This window comes from Nitrospira defluvii, assembly GCF_905220995.1.
Taxonomy (GTDB): Bacteria; Nitrospirota; Nitrospiria; order Nitrospirales; family Nitrospiraceae; genus Nitrospira_A; species Nitrospira_A defluvii_C.
This window is the reverse complement of sequence record NZ_CAJNBJ010000016.1, coordinates 106,418-122,993: the sequence shown is the minus strand read 5'-3', so window position 1 is coordinate 122,993 and position 16,576 is coordinate 106,418. Positions and strand designations below refer to the sequence as shown.

The 16,576-nt window shown below is 59.8% G+C and carries 14 protein-coding genes; 3 read left to right on the top strand and 11 right to left on the bottom strand.

Translation table 11 applies throughout. The annotated features are described in order from the left end of the window. Positions 1–49: 49 nt before the first annotated feature. The 11 genes from ppk1 to KJA79_RS12185 form a co-directional block, all read right to left on the bottom strand. Positions 50–2,116, bottom strand: a complete 2,067-nt coding sequence (gene ppk1 / locus KJA79_RS12235) for a polyphosphate kinase 1 (RefSeq protein WP_246507619.1) — start codon at positions 2,114–2,116, stop codon at positions 50–52. Positions 2,117–2,289: 173 nt separating this feature from the next. After that, a complete protein-coding gene (locus KJA79_RS12230; protein WP_213042332.1) occupies positions 2,290–3,198 on the bottom strand; it encodes a hypothetical protein in 909 nt (302 codons plus the stop codon). A gap of 2 nt (positions 3,199–3,200) precedes the next feature. Continuing rightward, positions 3,201–4,874: a dihydroxy-acid dehydratase gene (ilvD, locus tag KJA79_RS12225; RefSeq protein ID WP_213042331.1), complete on the bottom strand. Its 1,674-nt coding sequence runs from the start codon at positions 4,872–4,874 to the stop codon at positions 3,201–3,203. Between the two features lie 216 nt (positions 4,875–5,090). Continuing rightward, positions 5,091–5,450, bottom strand: coding sequence for a PepSY domain-containing protein (locus tag KJA79_RS12220; RefSeq protein WP_213042330.1), 360 nt, complete (start codon positions 5,448–5,450; stop codon positions 5,091–5,093). A 35-nt stretch (positions 5,451–5,485) separates the two neighbouring features. After that, positions 5,486–6,097 (bottom strand): Spy/CpxP family protein refolding chaperone, encoded by a 612-nt coding sequence (locus tag KJA79_RS12215; protein WP_213042329.1) that lies wholly within the window; start codon positions 6,095–6,097, stop codon positions 5,486–5,488. Positions 6,098–6,122: 25 nt separating this feature from the next. Further along, on the bottom strand, positions 6,123–6,770 hold the full coding sequence (locus KJA79_RS12210) for a MarC family protein (protein WP_213042328.1): 648 nt from the start codon (positions 6,768–6,770) through the stop codon (positions 6,123–6,125). A 25-nt stretch (positions 6,771–6,795) separates the two neighbouring features. Next, entirely contained in the window at positions 6,796–7,830 is a 1,035-nt protein-coding gene (locus KJA79_RS12205; protein WP_213042327.1) for a DnaJ C-terminal domain-containing protein, read from the bottom strand. 160 nt (positions 7,831–7,990) lie between these two features. Continuing rightward, complete coding sequence (locus KJA79_RS12200) at positions 7,991–9,088, bottom strand: ABC transporter ATP-binding protein (protein WP_213042326.1); 1,098 nt, start codon at positions 9,086–9,088, stop codon at positions 7,991–7,993. A 154-nt stretch (positions 9,089–9,242) separates the two neighbouring features. Then, on the bottom strand, positions 9,243–10,058 hold the full coding sequence (locus tag KJA79_RS12195) for a carbohydrate ABC transporter permease (protein ID WP_213042325.1): 816 nt from the start codon (positions 10,056–10,058) through the stop codon (positions 9,243–9,245). Further along, entirely contained in the window at positions 10,055–10,966 is a 912-nt protein-coding gene (locus KJA79_RS12190) for a carbohydrate ABC transporter permease (protein ID WP_213042324.1), read from the bottom strand. Before KJA79_RS12190 ends, KJA79_RS12195 begins: the two co-directional genes overlap by 4 nt. Beyond that, entirely contained in the window at positions 10,963–12,363 is a 1,401-nt protein-coding gene (locus KJA79_RS12185) for an ABC transporter substrate-binding protein (RefSeq protein ID WP_246507616.1), read from the bottom strand. The genes KJA79_RS12190 and KJA79_RS12185 overlap by 4 nt, the downstream gene beginning before the upstream one ends. A 470-nt stretch (positions 12,364–12,833) precedes the next feature. On the opposite strand from KJA79_RS12185, the gene KJA79_RS12180 reads away from it, so the two are divergent. The 3 genes from KJA79_RS12180 to KJA79_RS12170 all read left to right on the top strand — a co-directional run bounded on the left by KJA79_RS12180 (position 12,834) and on the right by KJA79_RS12170 (position 16,539). Further along, positions 12,834–13,502, top strand: coding sequence for a BACON domain-containing protein (locus KJA79_RS12180; protein ID WP_213042323.1), 669 nt, complete (start codon positions 12,834–12,836; stop codon positions 13,500–13,502). A 475-nt stretch (positions 13,503–13,977) separates the two neighbouring features. Next, positions 13,978–15,459 carry an insecticidal delta-endotoxin Cry8Ea1 family protein gene (locus tag KJA79_RS12175; RefSeq protein WP_213042322.1) on the top strand — a complete coding sequence of 494 codons (1,482 nt, stop codon included), beginning with the start codon at positions 13,978–13,980 and terminating at the stop codon, positions 15,457–15,459. A gap of 24 nt (positions 15,460–15,483) precedes the next feature. Further along, complete coding sequence (locus tag KJA79_RS12170; RefSeq protein ID WP_213042321.1) at positions 15,484–16,539, top strand: DUF2235 domain-containing protein; 1,056 nt, start codon at positions 15,484–15,486, stop codon at positions 16,537–16,539. Positions 16,540–16,576 lie beyond the last annotated feature (37 nt).

Genomic DNA, 16,576 nt, shown 5'->3' with positions numbered 1-16,576 from the left:
TTAACACAATGTGGTGGAACGTCGAAAGGGAATGGCGGGGCCGTTGGCGTTATGTGACCAGTGTGTTCATCAAGCACTGTTGGGCCGAGCGAGGGGACCTGCGTCCCGGCGTCTGCCGCCGATAGGTGCCATCTCGGTGAAGTATCCAGGCGTGGGTATTGTCTTCGAGGTAGGGGCGCAGCCCTTCGTCGATCACTCGTTGTCGCTGGGTCTTCTCCAAAACGGGGAACGCGACTTCGATCCGTCGAAAGAAATTGCGGTCCATCCAGTCGGCGCTGGAGAGGAAGACCCGGTCGTCGCCGTCGTTCAAAAAGTAAAAGATCCGGCTGTGCTCAAGAAACCGGCCGATGATCGAACGCACCCGGATATGTTCCGACAGCCCGGCGATGCCGGGCCGTAGGGCGCACGGGCCACGGACGATCAGATCGATTTTCACACCGGCTTGGGAGGCTTTGTACAATGCGCGAATGATCTGGGGCTCCAGGAGCGCGTTCATCTTCGCGATGATGTGAGCCGGTTTGCCCTGTTTTGCCCGGTCGGTTTCACGCCCGATCCATTTGAGGAGCGTAGTATGCAATGTAAACGGCGACTGCAGCAAATGTTTGAGGCGGCCCGGTTGCCCTAGGGACGTGAGTTGTTGGAAGACCGTGCGGACATCACGTCCGATCGCCGCATCGCAGGTGAGCAGGCCGAAATCGGTATAGAGTTTTGCGTTGCGGGCGTGGTAGTTGCCCGTTCCCAGATGGGTGTAGCTGCGCAGGAGCCGGCCTTCCCGCCGGAGCACCAGACTCATCTTGGCATGTGTTTTGAGGCCTACGACCCCATACACCACATGGGCGCCGGCTTCTTCCAAATCGTGCGCCAGTTCGATGTTGGCTTCCTCGTCGAATCGGGCTCGTAACTCGATCACGACGGTGACTTCTTTCCCGCCGCGTGCAGCATCCACCAGCGATTGCACAATGGCTGAATCGGCTCCTGTCCGATACAACGTTTGTTTGATCGTGAGCACGTGTGGATCCGTAGCTGCCTGGCGGAGAAACTCCGTTACCGGAGTGAATGACTGATAGGGATGATGCAGCAGGATGTCTCCCTGCCGAATGGCGTCGAACCAGTCCTCGCTGGGTACCGGCGTTGTGGGCACGCTGGGTGTGAAGGGGGTGAACTTCAGGTCGGGTCGGTCGACGAGGTCCGGCACGGCCATCAGCCGATGCAAGTTCACCGGCCCGTGGCATTGGTAGACGTCGCGCGCCTCCAGATGAAACTGTTCGCGAAGAAAATAGACCAGATCAGCAGGGCAGTTGTCCGCCACCTCCAGCCGTACTTCGTCGCCAAAGCGCCGATCCGGCAATTGCCCCTCCAGTGCACGCCGAAGATCATCGACATCTTCCTCGTCGACGAAGAGATTGCTGTTTCTCGTCACCCGAAACTGGTAGCAACCCGTGACTTGCATGCCCGGAAAGAGCTGGTGGACGAAGGCGTGGATGACCGACGACAGGAACGCAAAATCATGCGGCCAGGCGGCGTTGCGCACGGGCAGGTGAATCACGCGCGGGAGTGAGCGCGGGACCTGTACGATCGCGGTGCCGTTCGGGCGACCGAAGGCATCGGTGCCCTCGAGTGTGACCAGAAAATTCAGACTCTTGTTGAGGAGTTTCGGAAACGGGTGCGCGGGATCGAGGCCGACCGGACTCAGGAGCGGCAGTAACTCCCGAGAAAAGAACCGGCGCATCCAGCGGATGTGCGACGGCATCCAGTCGGCCCGCTTGAGAAACCGGATACGTTCTTCGGCGAGCTTCGGGATCAGCGAGTGATTCAGGACATGATATTGCTCATGCACCAACTGGTGAGTGAGGACAGCGATGCGACTCAGGAGTTCAGATGGGGTGAGGCCGTCGGCGCCTCGCTGCTCGGCCCCGTGCGTCACCTGCTCCTTGAGTCCGGCTACGCGCACTTCGAAAAACTCATCCAGATTGGAACTGACGATGCAGAGGTATTTCAACCGCTCCAGCAGAGGCACTTTCGGATCTTTCGCGAGATCGAGGACCCGACGGTTGAATTCCAGGAGGCTCAGCTCGCGATTGATGAACCATTCGGGACGCGACAGATCGCTGGTCATGGGTCGGCTGCCGGCCGGTGAAGCAGCCGGGCCTGATGTTTGTGGGTCTGCAGTGGTGCGTCGCGGTGCCATCATGAGTGAGCGCGCAGTCTACAGCAGTCGGGCGACTTGGTAGCTCAAGAAACGGTTAACTCTTTCCGGTCGCCGTCTGATGTGTCGTCGGGCGTTTCGTGTTATTGCACACATCCGATACGTGCGGTGGAGACCACGAAGTTGTCGAAGTAGCGCTGTTGCACCTTGTTGAATGGAACCGAAGTCCAATACTGTTCCAGGTACACGGCGTTGATGCCAAAGTCTTGATACGTGCCGACCCAGTTCAGGCCGGTTCGCTGTGCCTCCAGGCGATCGTCAATCCAATACTCAAACACGCCGTCGCTCGCATTGGCTTGGTTCAGCTTCATATGCACCTCGATGCAAAACCATTTGCTGATATTGGTCGCATTGAACAGCGGCGTCTCGCCGCCGGCGGCGCCAAGCCATCGCAAGCGAGGAAAATCGTTGTAGGTGGTGGTACGCAAGGTGCCAAACTCATCGGTGCCGGATGCGGGATCAAGGTACAGCCGTTCGGGATCGGAGCCGGGCAGGCCGCCGCTCCACAGGTGACCGATGGCAGCTTGTGCAAACCGGTCGCTCGACAGGATCGTCGCCCGTGTGAGTTTATCGGCCCCGCCGCCGATCCAACCAGGTTGCAGTCGAAGGTCGAACCGCCAGTAAATCTCGCGGTAGTGAGCGGTTCCGGCATCCACCGGTTTCATGTACGCGATGGGCGTCTTGCCGAACGCCAGATGGAGCGAGCCTCCGTGTGGATCGCCGGGCAGGTACTCCGCCCGCATGCCGATGGACGCCCCTGCTCCTGCTCCGGCTTCACGAACAAATCGGCCATGCCGGATGTCGTATTCGAAATAGCTGCTGAGACGGTCGACTTCAAAGTCGTCGCACCAGATCCATTGGGAATGGCGGCTCTGCCAGTCGGCGCACAGGGCCTGAGCCGGTTCGACTGCGTGAGCGGGATGGGGCTCCCCGAGGAGCCAGGCGGCGGCGAAGATCGCCGCCGCGAGACCCCATCGAGGCAAGGTTGCCATGACTAGTTGGTCACCGCACCTTCGGAGGCGGATGAGACGTGGCGGGCATATTTGCCCATCACGCCGGATACGTAGCTGGGTGCCGGGTGTTTGACCTTCTTGAGGCGGGCGGCGAGTTCCTTCTGCGTCACGTTGATATCCAGCCGCCGTTTCGCAATGTCGAACGTGATGATATCACCGGTTTTGACAGCTCCGATCGGTCCACCCTTGATGGCTTCCGGGGCCACGTGTCCGGCCATCAGGCCGTGGGTGGCTCCGGAGAACCGTCCGTCGGTGAGCAGCGCGACTGAATCTCCGAGTCCGGCACCGACGATTGCGGCGGTGACACCCAACATCTCCCGCATACCGGGACCGCCGGATGGACCTTCGTACCGAATCACGACGACATCGCCGGCCTTGATCTTTCCCGCCTGCACGGCCTTGAAGGCATCTTCCTCGCGCTCGTAGACCTTGGCCGGTCCGCTGAAATGCATGATGGAGTGTCCGGCCACTTTGACCACGCATCCATCCGGAGCCAGGTTGCCCTTCAGGATCACCAGGCCGCCGGTCGGCTTGATCGGCTGTGTGAGCGGTCGCAAGACCTGTTGGTTCGGCTGCTCCGAGGCGGATTTGGCCTCTTCCCCGATCGTGCGCCCGCTGACGGTGATCTGGTCCGGGTGCAAGATTTTAGCATCGACCAACCGTTTGGCTACGAGGGTAGTGCCTCCGGCCGCATAGAGGTCCGCAGCCGTGAAGCGGCCGCCTGGCTTCAGGTCGGCCAGCAGGGGTACCTTCCGATTGATCTTGTCGAAATCGTCGATGGTGAGCCGCACGCCCATTTCGCGCGCCACGGCCAGCAGGTGCAAGACCGCATTCGTCGACCCGCCGGTCGTCGCCACCGCGGCGATGGCATTTTCGATGGAGCGGCGCGTGATGATCTGTTTAGGGCGAATGTCCTTCTTGAGCAGGTCCATGACCAGCTTGCCGCATTCGAACGCCACATCATCTTTGCGTTGGTCCATGGCCGGCACGCCGTTTCGTCCCATCGGTGAGATCCCGAGGAACTCGAACGCAATGGCCATCGTGTTGGCGGTGAACTGTCCGCCGCAAGCGCCGGGTCCCGGGCAGGCATGGTCTTCCAGGTCTTTCAGCTCGGCGTTCGTCATTTTCCCGGAGGCATGCTTGCCGACTGCCTCGAAGACGTCCTGAATGGTCACGTCGTGTCCCTGGAACTGTCCCGGCATGATGGACCCGCCGTAGAGCATAAGCGAGGGTAGGTTCAAGCGGCAGAGTGCCATGACGGTGCCGGGAATGGTCTTATCGCACCCCGAGAGGGCGACGACGCCGTCGAACAGGTGTCCGCGCGCGACGAGCTCGATGGAGTCGGCGATGACCTCCCGGCTGATGAGCGAGGCCTTCATGCCCTCGGTCCCCATGGAAATGCCGTCCGACACCGCGATCGTGTTGTATTCGATCGGTGTACCGCCGGCTGCGCGGATGCCTGCCTTGACCCGTTCCGATAACCGGCGCAGGTGAAAGTTGCAAGGCATGACTTCAATCCACGTGTTCGCGACGCCGATCAGCGGGCGTTCGAGGTCGGCATCGGTGAAGCCGACGGCTTTCAGCATGGCGCGGGCCGGTGCGCGGCCCGGTCCGTCGAGCAGATTGTGGCTTTTGTGTCGAGGGTCGGTCGTCATGGAAACTCCTTCAGTTACGGGACGGGAACTACGCTTCAGCAAGCGTGCGTGTGCAGGTTGATCGCAAACTTTCGCATAGATGGCCCGAGGGGGTCAATCTGCGGCGGCAGCAATCACCTCAGCGTCTGTGAAGGGGAGTGAGGGGAGATCGGTGATGGCATGAAATGGGAAAAGGGGGCAGGGCAGCGTTGAAGGGAGCTGCCCTGCCGGCGTGAATCAGTGTTTCTCTTTCTTGCCCTTCTTCTCGTGTTTCTCGTGCTTCGCTTCCTTGTCGATGACGGCGCCCGTGGCTGCGTCGATATCCACTTCCGTCATTGCGCCATCGGCTCCGAGCACTTCAACTTCCCAGACAGTCTTGTCGTGCTTTTTCTCAAGTTCAGCTTCGACCGCGGTGCCTGGGGCTGCGTCCAGAGCGGTCTTGATCGCCTGGTCGATGGTCACTTTGGCATCTTTCACCAAGTCGGCGACGTCGCATTTCTCGTCCTTGCCCTTGTGACCCTTGTCGCTCCACGCGGGAGTCGTCGTGAGACACAGGGTTGCAATCATGAGCGCGGGGACTGTCACGTGCTTGATCATGTGTGACCTCCGATTCAGTGCAGGTGAAATGCGGGTTATTGAGGCTTCGCCTCACCGTGGGGATTGGCGCCGTGCGGATTCGCCCCGTGGGGGTTGCCGCCATGGGGGGCCTTGCCGTGGGGGGCGCCCATGCCCTTGTGTTGCTGCATCATCTTCTCATGCTCCGCCTGTTCCTTGGCACGCTGTTCGGGAGTCAGGAGGGCAAGGGCCTCACGCCTGGTCTTGATCGAAAGCACGCGGAGTCCGATTTGCACATCCGCACTCTGTTTCAACTTGGCTTCGATGGCTCCGATATCTGATTTTTCATTTTCCGTCAGCGCTTTCACTTCCCGTTCAGCGACCTGAATATCGGCTTCCATCTTGATGCGGTTCTTGTCGAGGTTGAGCTGGAGGTCTTTGAGCTTCGCCACCTGGTCAGCGCTCAGCCCGATGTCTTTCTCGTGCTTCAGCAGATGCCGGATGAGGTGGCCGGCGCCCCCGTGCATCATCATCTCCATCATCGCGGCACCCATGCCGTGGCGATCTTTCTCGTAACCGCCGCCGTGCCCGCCGCCGTATCCGCCTTCGGGATTCGCCCAGGCAGGGGAGATCGTCAGTGCGCAGGCGATGGCCGAAGCGGTGGCAAATGTGAACAGTTTCGTCGTCATTCGTTCCTCCTTGAGTTGAAAGCGATTAATGTCCGGTCAACCCGCGTAACAGCCCTTGGTCTCCGGTGAGGGCATTCACCATAAATTGAACGGCCAGCGCGGCGAGCAACAGGCCCATCAGCCGGGCGATGATCTTCTCGGCGATGGGATTGAGCCACTTCGCGCTGCGTGCGCCGATCGCTAATATACTGTAACTCGCCAATCCGATCAGTACAAGGCATCCCAACAATACGGCGCGCAGCATCCAGGTGGTGGCCTGCGTTTCCAGCAGAATCACCGTCGAGATGGCAGCCGGTCCTGCGAGCATGGGAATGGCAAGCGGAGTGATGGCGATGTCGTCTTTGCTGGTACCGGCGGCGGTCTCTGCCGCGGTCTCTTGGACCGTGGATCGTTGCGCGCGCAACATGTCGAGTGAGACCAACAAGAGGATGAGACCTCCGGCGATCTGAACCGCCGGCAAGGTGATTCCCAGCAGCCTGAGGACGGTTTGGCCGAAGAGGGCGAATCCGCTCAACAATCCGACGGTCACGAGACAGGCGACACGCGCCGTGCGGAGCCGCTGGGCCACGGAATCGCGCGGGGTCATGGCGAGAAAGGCCGGGACCACGGCGATAGGATCCACAATCACGAAGAGTGAGCTGAACGCGAGGAGCGCGTATTCGACCATCGTCATGGAAGGTCGGCCTCCGTGCTGCTGCTCAGGATGAACTGCGTCTGGATGCAGCGAGGATGTCGGCTCGCGGATCGCTGTGGCGACTGCGGCTCAGTTGTTCGTAGAGCGCGCGTTCCTCATCGGAGACGGCGGCGGGCATGATGATTTTCAGCTTGAGGAACAGATCGCCCGGTTCGCCGGTGGCGGTGGGCAACCCTTTGCCTTTTAAGCGCAGTTTACTATCGGCTTTGCTGCCTGGGGGAATCTTGACCTTCACCGGTTCGGTCAGCGTCGGGGCCATGACTTCGGCGCCGAGTGCGGCTTCCCAGGGCCAGACCGGGAGCGTGACCTGAATATCCGAGCCCTTCTGTCGGAAGATGCCGCTGGTCTGCACATGGACCCGCAGGTACAAATCGCCCGGCCTGCCTCCATTGACGCCCGGTTGGCCCTTGCCCGCGATGCGTACGCGGGTTTCGTTCTCGACGCCTGCGGGGATTCTCACTTCGATCGTGCGCTTTTCCGCCTGGGTGCCGGCCCCCCCGCACACGACACAGGGCCGCCCTCGCACGATCGCGCTGCCGCCGCACGCTTTGCACGTGACTCGCTCCGTCAGATCAATCCGACGGGTGACGCCGGTCAAGACGTCGCGGATGCTGAGGTGCACGTCGGTTTCCAGATCCTCTCCGTCAACGGCAAACCCCGCGGTTCCGCCTCCACCTCCACGACCCCGGCCGCCGAAAAACGTCTCGAAAATGTCGCCGAAGTCGCCGCTGAATCCGCCGGCTGAACCGCCGCGCCCCGCTTGGGCCCCTGCTTGCTGGCGGGCTTTCTCGTAGGCCTCGGCCTGTTCCCAATTCTGGCCGTACTGATCGTATTTTTTCCGCTTGTCTGGATCCGACAGCACCTCATGCGCTTCGTTCAGTTCCTTGAATTTCTTCTCCATCTCCGTTTTCTTGACGCCGGTGTGGAGATCGGGATGGATCTCGCGCGCTCGACGACGAAAGGCCTTCTTGATGTCGTCGGCGGAGGCGTCGCGTGGGATGCCGAGGATTTCGTAGTAGCCGCGTTGTGCTGTCGCCATCAGGGGTCGGTTCCTATCAGGACATTTCGTGGAGCAAAGGCAAAGAGTGCAATCCTTTCAGGAGCTTACGAGGTCTCCAGGCGTATTGCAAGTAAACGAGCGGTTTTTCTCTGCCGCCGCCGGTGTCTGTATAACAGAGATAAGAGAGCCCGGGGCACAGTCAAGTGGGCAGGTCGGGCAGCTCGATCCGGCGTTGGTCGATGAACAGATGCAGGTTGTTGAGGGGGAAAAAGAAGGGGACTGATACGCCTGTGGTGATTTCGTTGGTCCGATCTGTACGAGCCACCAGCTTGAGATGGCCGACCCGGCAATGGATCAGCAGATCGGCACCGAGATCCTCGATCAGTTCCACCAGCGCCTCTATTCGCAGGGATTGTAGCGTCTCCTGAAGTGAAATGTCTTCCGGGCGGATTCCAAGAATGATTGGCGACGTCTGTGACGGCAGGGCCGGTAGGAGACGTGCAGGTAACGGGAAGGTCATGTCACCACCTTCGAACATGGTCTCTGTCCCGTTGCTCTTCAGGGTTCCTTCCCAGAGATTCATCGGGGGCGTACCAATGAACGAGGCCACAAAGGGATCAGCTGGGGCCGTGTAGGTTTGCTGGGGATCATCTGCTTGATGAATGCGCCCGCCTTCGATGACGACGATACGGTCGCCCAGTGTCATCGCTTCGACCTGGTCGTGGGTGACATAGATCATGGTGGCGCGCAGACGTTGCTGCAATTTCTTCAATTCAATGCGTGTCGACGTGCGCAGTTGCGCATCCAGGTTCGACAGCGGCTCATCAAAGAGGAACAATTTCGGTTTCCGCACGATGGCCCGGCCCATGGCGACGCGCTGCCGTTGGCCGCCAGAGAGATCTTTGGGTTTGCGGTCCAGGAGCGGCTGGATGTCGAGCAACTGTGCGGCTTCGGCGATGCGGGTTTCAATCGTCTCTCGCGGGACGCGGCGCATCTTCAGCGCAAAGGAGAGGTTCTCACGAACGGAGAGGTGCGGGTAGAGCGCGTACTGCTGAAACACCATGGCAATGTCACGCTCCGCAGGCGGCAGGTGATCGACGTCTCTTCCGTCGATGAGCACCTGGCCGGACGTCTGACTGTCGAGCCCGGCGATGATGCGCAACAAGGTCGATTTTCCGCAGCCGGACGGGCCGAGCAGAATCGTGAAGCTCCCATCCGGAATCTGTAGCGAAATGTCCCGCAGCACGAGCTGCTCCCGAAATGATTTTGAAACGGCGCGCAATTCCAGTTCAGCCACAGAGACTCCTGCAAAATAGCAGTGTTCACAGAATGTTCAAAAAGGCTATCCAGCAAGGCCGCACGAAGCACGTCGACTGAGGCGTACCCTTGCGGTACGTCGCAGGGAGGCGTGCGAAGGAGAACGCTGCTGGCAGCCCTTTTTCAACATTCTGCTAACCTTTCACGGCGCCGGCGGATAGTCCGCTGACGATCCATCGTTGGCACAACAGCACGACCACAATCAACGGCAGGGTCGCCACCACGGACGCTGCGGCCAGTTCACCCCACGGCATCGTGAATTCGCCTTGGAAGAGTGCGATGCCCACGGGAAGGGTCTGTTGCTCCGGTTGAGTGAGAATGAGCAGCGCGAAGAAAAATTCATTCCAGGCATAGATCAGAATCAAAATCGCTGCGGTGAAAATTCCCGGCGTCGCCAGCGGAAGCGTGATGCGAAACAGGGTGCCCCAAGGTCCACAGCCGTCGACGCGGGCGGCATCTTCCAGCTCGGGCGGCAATTCCTTGAAGAAACTGGCAAGGATCCAAATCGCCAATGGCAGAGTCAGCGCGACGTAGGGCAACACGACACCCCAGCGGTGGTTGAGTCCACCCAGGCTGTCGAGGAGGCGCCAGATCGGGCCGGCAATCGCCATTTGAGGGAACATCGACACGCAGAGCAAGACCGCGAGCACGCCGCGCTTGCCCGGGATGGTTAGGCGCGCCAGGGCATAGGCGGCAGGGATGGCGAGCAGGAGCGCCAAGATGGTGGTCGAGCCGGCGACCACCAGGCTATTGAAGGCGTAGTCGAACAGCCGGTGGTCGAACAGGGCTGCGCGGTAAAAGCCCAGGTTGCCAGACGGCCACCAGGTTGGCGGAATCGCCTCGATGGCGGTTTGAGATTTGAAGGAGGTCAACACGAACCACAGAAACGGTAGGAGGCTGAGTCCCACCGAGACGAGGATGCCCAGGCCGAGTAGCATCCGGCGATTCATGGTCGCTTCCTCTCAAGGAGGCTCGACCCGATGGCGCGGAGATAGAGCAATGACAGGGCAAGAACCATCAGAAAGACAGCCACCGACACGGCCGAGCCATACCCGATTCGGCCTTCTGTGAAGAGGGTCTGATAGCCATAGAACTGCAGCACTTGGGTCGCATCGCCGGGACCACCCTGCGTCATGACAAAGACCAGGTCGAAGACGCGAAAGGCGTCCATCGTCCGAAACAGCAGCGCGAGCAACAGGGCCGGCTTGAGCAGCGGCAGCGTGATGTGCCGGAAGCGTTGCCAGGCGCCGGCGCCGTCCACTCTCGCGGCGTCGTACAGATCGTCGGGAATGAGCTGAAGTCCTGCCAGGATCAACAGGGCGGCGAACGACGAGGTTTTCCAGACATCTGCCAGGACGACGATCCCGAAGGCGGTGGTCGGATAGGCCAGCCAGGGGAGGTAGTCGGTGACGCGATCGCCGAACAGCAACAGATTGGCAAAGCCGTACTGGTCGTTGAAGATATAGCGCCAGAGTTGGGAGGCGACCACCGTGGGAATCGCCCAGGGAATCAGAATCGCGGCCCGGACGAGCCCGCGTCCGCGAAATGGTTCGTGTATCACCAACGCAATCATCAGCCCGCATGCCAGTTCGAGCACTGTCGAGAGCAGGACGAATCCCAGGGTGACCAGCAAGGCCTGACGCGCCACCGGATCTCGAAGGAGCGCGAGGTAGTTGTCCGGGCCGACGAACTGACTGCCGAGTTGCGGCACGCCGATGAAGATATGGTGCAGGCTGAGCCAGAACGAGTCTACGACCGGATACAGTGCAAACGTGACGGTCAGCAGCAACGCCGGCGCCACCATCGACCAGGCGGCTAGCCGTTCACGAGACGTCGTGAGCCGCGGGTTGCGGGTCATGGCTGAGGCCTCGTTAGGGCGAGCAGTCGATCGATCTGTGCATCGGTGCGTGCGGCCTCCTGTCGGAGATCCAGATGCTCCACGGCTAAGGCGCGGCTGAAATAGCGCTGTAGCAGATGCGACAACGCGGGATAAATCGGGGACCGTGGGCGTGGCGTCGCTGCCTGCAGGACTGTCAGGTGGTTGTGGAGTTGCGGTGAGTGGGCGAGGAGGTCCGGATCGGAAAACAGCGCCGTTCGCGACGGGGCGATGCCTGCCTCCAGGGCAAACCGCTTCTGCATGGCTTCGCTGGACAAGAATTCGATGAGTGCCCAGGCCTCTTCCGGATGTTGTGAGGCGGCACTGATGCCGTAGAGCCAGCCACCCAGCGCCGCGGCGGTATGGCCATGAGTAGATCCCGGCAGCGGCGCCACTCCCACCTGTCCGGCGACGGTGGAGCGGGTACGGTTGTTCGCGAGTTCCCAGGCATAGGGCCAGTTTCGATGAAAGATCGCATGGCCTTGGAGAAACAGGGCGAGCGATTCCGGTTCCTGATAGGTGAGCGCGGCGCGTGGTGTGATTTGGCCGATGAGCCGATTGCGCACAAATTGTATCGCTTCAAGCGCCGGTGCCGCCGACAAGGTCGAGTGGGTCCCGTCTGCGGTCAGCAGGCTGCCCCCATGGGCTTCAATCATCTCCAGTATGTTACAGACCAACCCTTCATATTGTTTGAATTGAGCTACGTACCCCTGAAGGGTCGGGAAGGTCGTGCGTTCCCCGGCCAAGATGGTTTCCGCCTGACGGATAAGTGCTTCCCAGGTGGCGGGTGGGGTGAATCCATATTTCTTCAGCAGATCCTGGCGGTAGTAGAGCAGCCCTGCATCAATCCGGCTGGGAACTCCGTAGAGATGCTGCTCATACCGACCAACCTCCGTGGTAGCGGGCAGAAACGCTTCCCGCATCGTCGGCAAAAACTTGTCGTCGAGCGGCCTTGCCCATCGAGCTGCCGCGAATTCCGGGACCCAGATCACATCCATGAAAAACACGTCGACGGTCGTGTCCCCATTTTTCAATTTTTGGGTCAGCAGGTCGTGGTAGGCGGTTGAGGAATGCGGAGCGAGTTCGCGCACCACTGAAATGTGAGGGTGGGCTGCAGTGAATCGTGCCAGGGCGTCGTCCCAGACGTGGGGATGGTCTGGTTTCCAGGAGACGAAGCGGAGGGTGACGGGTGCCGGCTGTCCCTTGGGCAGCGCCGCAGGTTCGTCGGCAATCGAATCGTTGCGTGGTGGACCGAAGAGGACGAAGCAGACTAGGAGAAGCGCCGCACGGCGTTGACGTTGGTGGCCGGCACACAACGGATGGCGTGGTACGGACTGAAGACGTGAGAAGGTGAAAAAGGCGCGCACAATGCGACGCATGACAGCTCTAGCTTATACACAGTCCATCCGGTCTGTGCAAAGGCACAGGGCTTCAGCTGCAGGCGAGCTGCGTCTGACTACGACTTCCGGGACGTGCCCGGATGTTGCACTGTGCGTAGATCCGAACGGCAGACACAGTTCAGGGCGAGCGCGTCCTGGTGTCTTGACTGGATGAGATCTTCTCCTAGGATCACCGGCTGAAACCTGAGCGTCAGGTATCGGGCCTCTTGTGCCGGGTGCACATTCTCTACCCTTCCTGAAGTCTCAACCCTACACCGGTTGCCCAAGCGGCAGCGGAGGTATATGTAAATCCAGATGAGATAGCACGATTTCCTCACACACGTCTGTTTGGCATGATCACTGCTCTTGATGTGTCAGGCTGGGACGGTGGTTCGTGTCAGGAGATGCCCGGTGAGCCGTCTTGCGATTGCCGAAAATGGTATTCCCCTTAGCCGGACGTGGGAGGTCATATGAAACGAGGTCTGCGCCAATACTTCTCTTTGCCTGTGGGGGTTCTACCTCGAATGCTGTTGATCCTGGCCTTGCTGCTGATTGGAAGCGAGATGATGCTTTCCGAAGCTGAAGCCCTACAAGCCAGTCCGACCAGTTTGACCTTTGAGGCGGTGCAGGGTGGCCCTAATCCATCCAGTAAGACGGTGAAGGTCTACAAGAGCAGCAGTCGAAAGGTCAGTTGGAGCGGGAAGGATAACGCCGGTTGGCTGAGTCTCTCTCCTACATCTGGCACTTTGGGAAGTTCCACGCAGGTGACGGTGTCCGTCAATATCAGCGGGCTGGTTGCCGGAACCTATTCCGGGACGGTGACGATCACGACCAGCAGGGGAAGTACTGTGGCGATTCCCGTGACACTCAAGCTCTCAGCTGCGACTTCTACAAGCACCACCGGCACGACGGCCGCTCTGGCATGGAATGCCAATGCCGAAAGCGACTTAGCCGGATACAAAGTCTATTCCGGGACCTCTTCCGGCCGGTATGGGGCCCCGGTTGATGTGGGGAAGGTCACGTCCTATCAGTTTTCAAACCTGAAACTCGGAACAACCTACTACTTTGCCGTGACGGCGTATGATGTGAACGGAAATGAGAGTCTGCCGTCCAGTGAGGTGAGCAAGAGTATTTATTGACGATTCCGTGGCTGCGTTCGCATGGTCCCCTAATGAACTCCCGCTCAACAGGCGTCTTTGTATCGGCCGCTCCTCCATCCTTCCGACATTCTTCCCGCCAATAGGACACGTTGCCGAGCGGTGCGCGGCCTCGTCATCGAGACTGTGGGCCGAATGCCGGCACCGATTCTTGCTCGGCGTCATGGCTCAGTAGGTTGGCGCAATTTACCCCTCCAGCACCGGCCTCGGGAAAGGAGGCCGGTGACTCATCGCCGCCCTATCGATGGCATAATGACGCGCCTATCGTAGAAAAACCATGGTCGATCGGTCAGGGCCGAAATACTGTTTGGTTTTCGATTCGAAGAGGATTATCGTTTGCCCGCCTGTCCAGTTCCGTTGGAAAACGTAGGTAGTGTCACTTCTTTCTTGCTGTCAGTGAGGCGACGCATGCCTCCGGTGGGCATGCGGTCGATCACTTCCCAAAAAGGAGGTCCGCATGTCTACCGTCCTTCAACCACCCACGCAAAGCGCCCCGGCTCCCACCGATATCAACGACTGGAACAACACGGCGATGAACGTCATCGCCAGCGCCTTGGGCATGGTCCCCGAAGTGGGATCCCTGCTCAGCGGCTTGGTCTATATCTTATGGCCGAGCGATCAAGAAGACGTCTGGGACGAGATCAAGGATCAGGTACAAGCGCTCGTCCAGCAGGATCTCACACAGTTGGTTGAGAATTTGGAGGCCCAAACGTTGAAAGGTCTCAAGGGCTCGATCCAAGATTACCAGGATGCGATCACGACCAAGGACCCGTCGAACATCTCGCAGAATTGGACCAGTGCGAAGCTCAATTTCGTTCAACAGATGCCGCAGTTTCAGACGCAGGGGTACGAGGTGGCGCTGCTTCCCTATTACGCCCAAGCGGTGAATCTGTATCTCGCGCTGCTCAGAGACGGTGTGCTGCATGGTACAGATTGGGGATGGACCGATGCCGATGTGGCCGTGGCGACGAAGGAAATGAATCAGTTCATCCAAGACGCGTGTCAGTGGGTGGATACCACGTTCGGAAGGGAATATGGACGACGCACGAGTGAGTTCGGCGCCGCGCAAGATGCCTACGTACAATTCTGCAATTCCGGCAACGATCCGATCAATTATTCCTTAGGCTATCACTACAATGTGACGGCGTGGAACGACCAGAATAATTTCCTCACATGGATGACGCTCAAGGTGCTGGACTTTCGGAATCTGTGGCCCTTTTGCACTTCAGGGCAGGCTGATGCGGTGCTGCATCGTGAAATCTACAGCGCGGTCTGTGGATCGTCGGACTACTCGCCGATACCGGTCCGGCCCTGGTGGCGTCTCAATCCGCCGGCACCGATCCAACCGCTCTCTACGATAGAAGTGTTTGCCGGGGATCGAATCGACGGCGTCCGCCTGGCCTATCCTCCCGGTGGCGGTCCAGGTGGGCAAACCCAGGTCGTCGGTGGCGCGCTCACCGGCGATACTCACGCCACGCTTGCCATCGGCGCCAATCCGTTGGTTGCCGTATCGGTGTCGTTCGGTGACATTGTAGGTGCCCTGCAATTTGATTTCTTGGACGGCACATTCCGTAACATCGGCAGGGACAATCCGCCGAGCAAGCACACGTGGTACCTCCCGGCACCCCACGGCGAGATCATCTCCAGCATTTATATCCACGGCACCAGTGAGTTTTATCAGAGTGCCGATCTGATCATTATTGGGTACCAGTATCAGCAGAAGACCACGGCCGACCTGACCGCATTGCGGCACCTCTACATCGTCTCGCCATCTGAGATCGATCTCCCGCACTTGGCTGCGCGCTGTGTGACGAAACCGGTGTCGATCGAGACGCTGACCGAGACGGCCAAGCGGGAGGGATGGGACACCCAGCGGCAACAGTACCGCGCTGCGCGGAAGCCACGTGCATCCGCTGCAAAAGCTTCGCGACGGTCTTAGGGCGACGCAGCGAGGGATGAGTCGATGCCGAAGAACATCATCGTCTGTACCGACGGCACGTGGAATCATCCCGCTGCCGACGACGTGGCGTTGCAAGATTTCACGCCAGCCGATACGAACGTCTACAAGCTGTTCGCACTGTTGGCCGGCGAGATGCAGGTACGCTCACCTACGACGCGGGTCAAACGGCTTCAAGGTCAGGTCGCATTGTACGACGACGGTGTCGGCGCCGTTGGTATCTGGGCCGTGCGGGTGGTGGAAGGAGCCACTGGAGCAGGTCTCGAGCTCAAGCTGCGCGATTGTTATCAATTCGTGAGCGAACAATATGAAGCCGGTGATCGCCTGTACCTGTTTGGATTCAGCCGGGGTGCCTTCACAGCCAGGAGTCTTGGGGGGATGCTGACGCGTTGCGGGATTCCAGCTACGTCCTGTTTCAACGACGCCTGTGCGAGTCATGCCTTCGACGTGTACCGTCGCAACAGTGCTGCGGTGACGGCTCAATTTTGGAAGGATTATCGGAGTCAGGATGTGGCGATTGAAGTGATCGGTGTGTGGGATACGGTTGGAGCGCTCGGGATTCCCATTTCGCTGTTTAGCCCGCTGGACCACCTGTTGTTTCGATTCTACGACACCGCCTTACATCCGAATGTGCGGTTCGGGTATCACGCCCTGGCGATCGATGAAAAACGGGAAAGTTTCACGCCGACTCTGTGGGATGCCCGCGAAGGGATCGAACAGGTCTGGTTTGCCGGAGTGCATGCCGATATCGGCGGCGGGTACAACGAGACCGGGCTCTCCGACCTCACGCTCGCCTGGATGCTCACGAAGGTGCAGGCCCATGGCCTCCTGTTCGGCGACCGCGCTTTCGCCCCGAATGGCGCACCAGCGGTCAGCGGCGATCCGTTGATGATGCCGATGCACGACTCCTTCAAGCCCCCCTTTGTTACCGCCCGTCCCGCGGTTCGAGCCATCCCTCCGTCAGGGGCGATCCATCTCAGCGTTCAACAGCGCTGCGACAAGGCCCAACTGCCCTATCGCCCCGCCAACCTGCCGCCAGAACCGCGCAAGTATGTGGCGTAAAAGTACAACGGAAGCTGAAATGCGCCGAGGTTCGAAC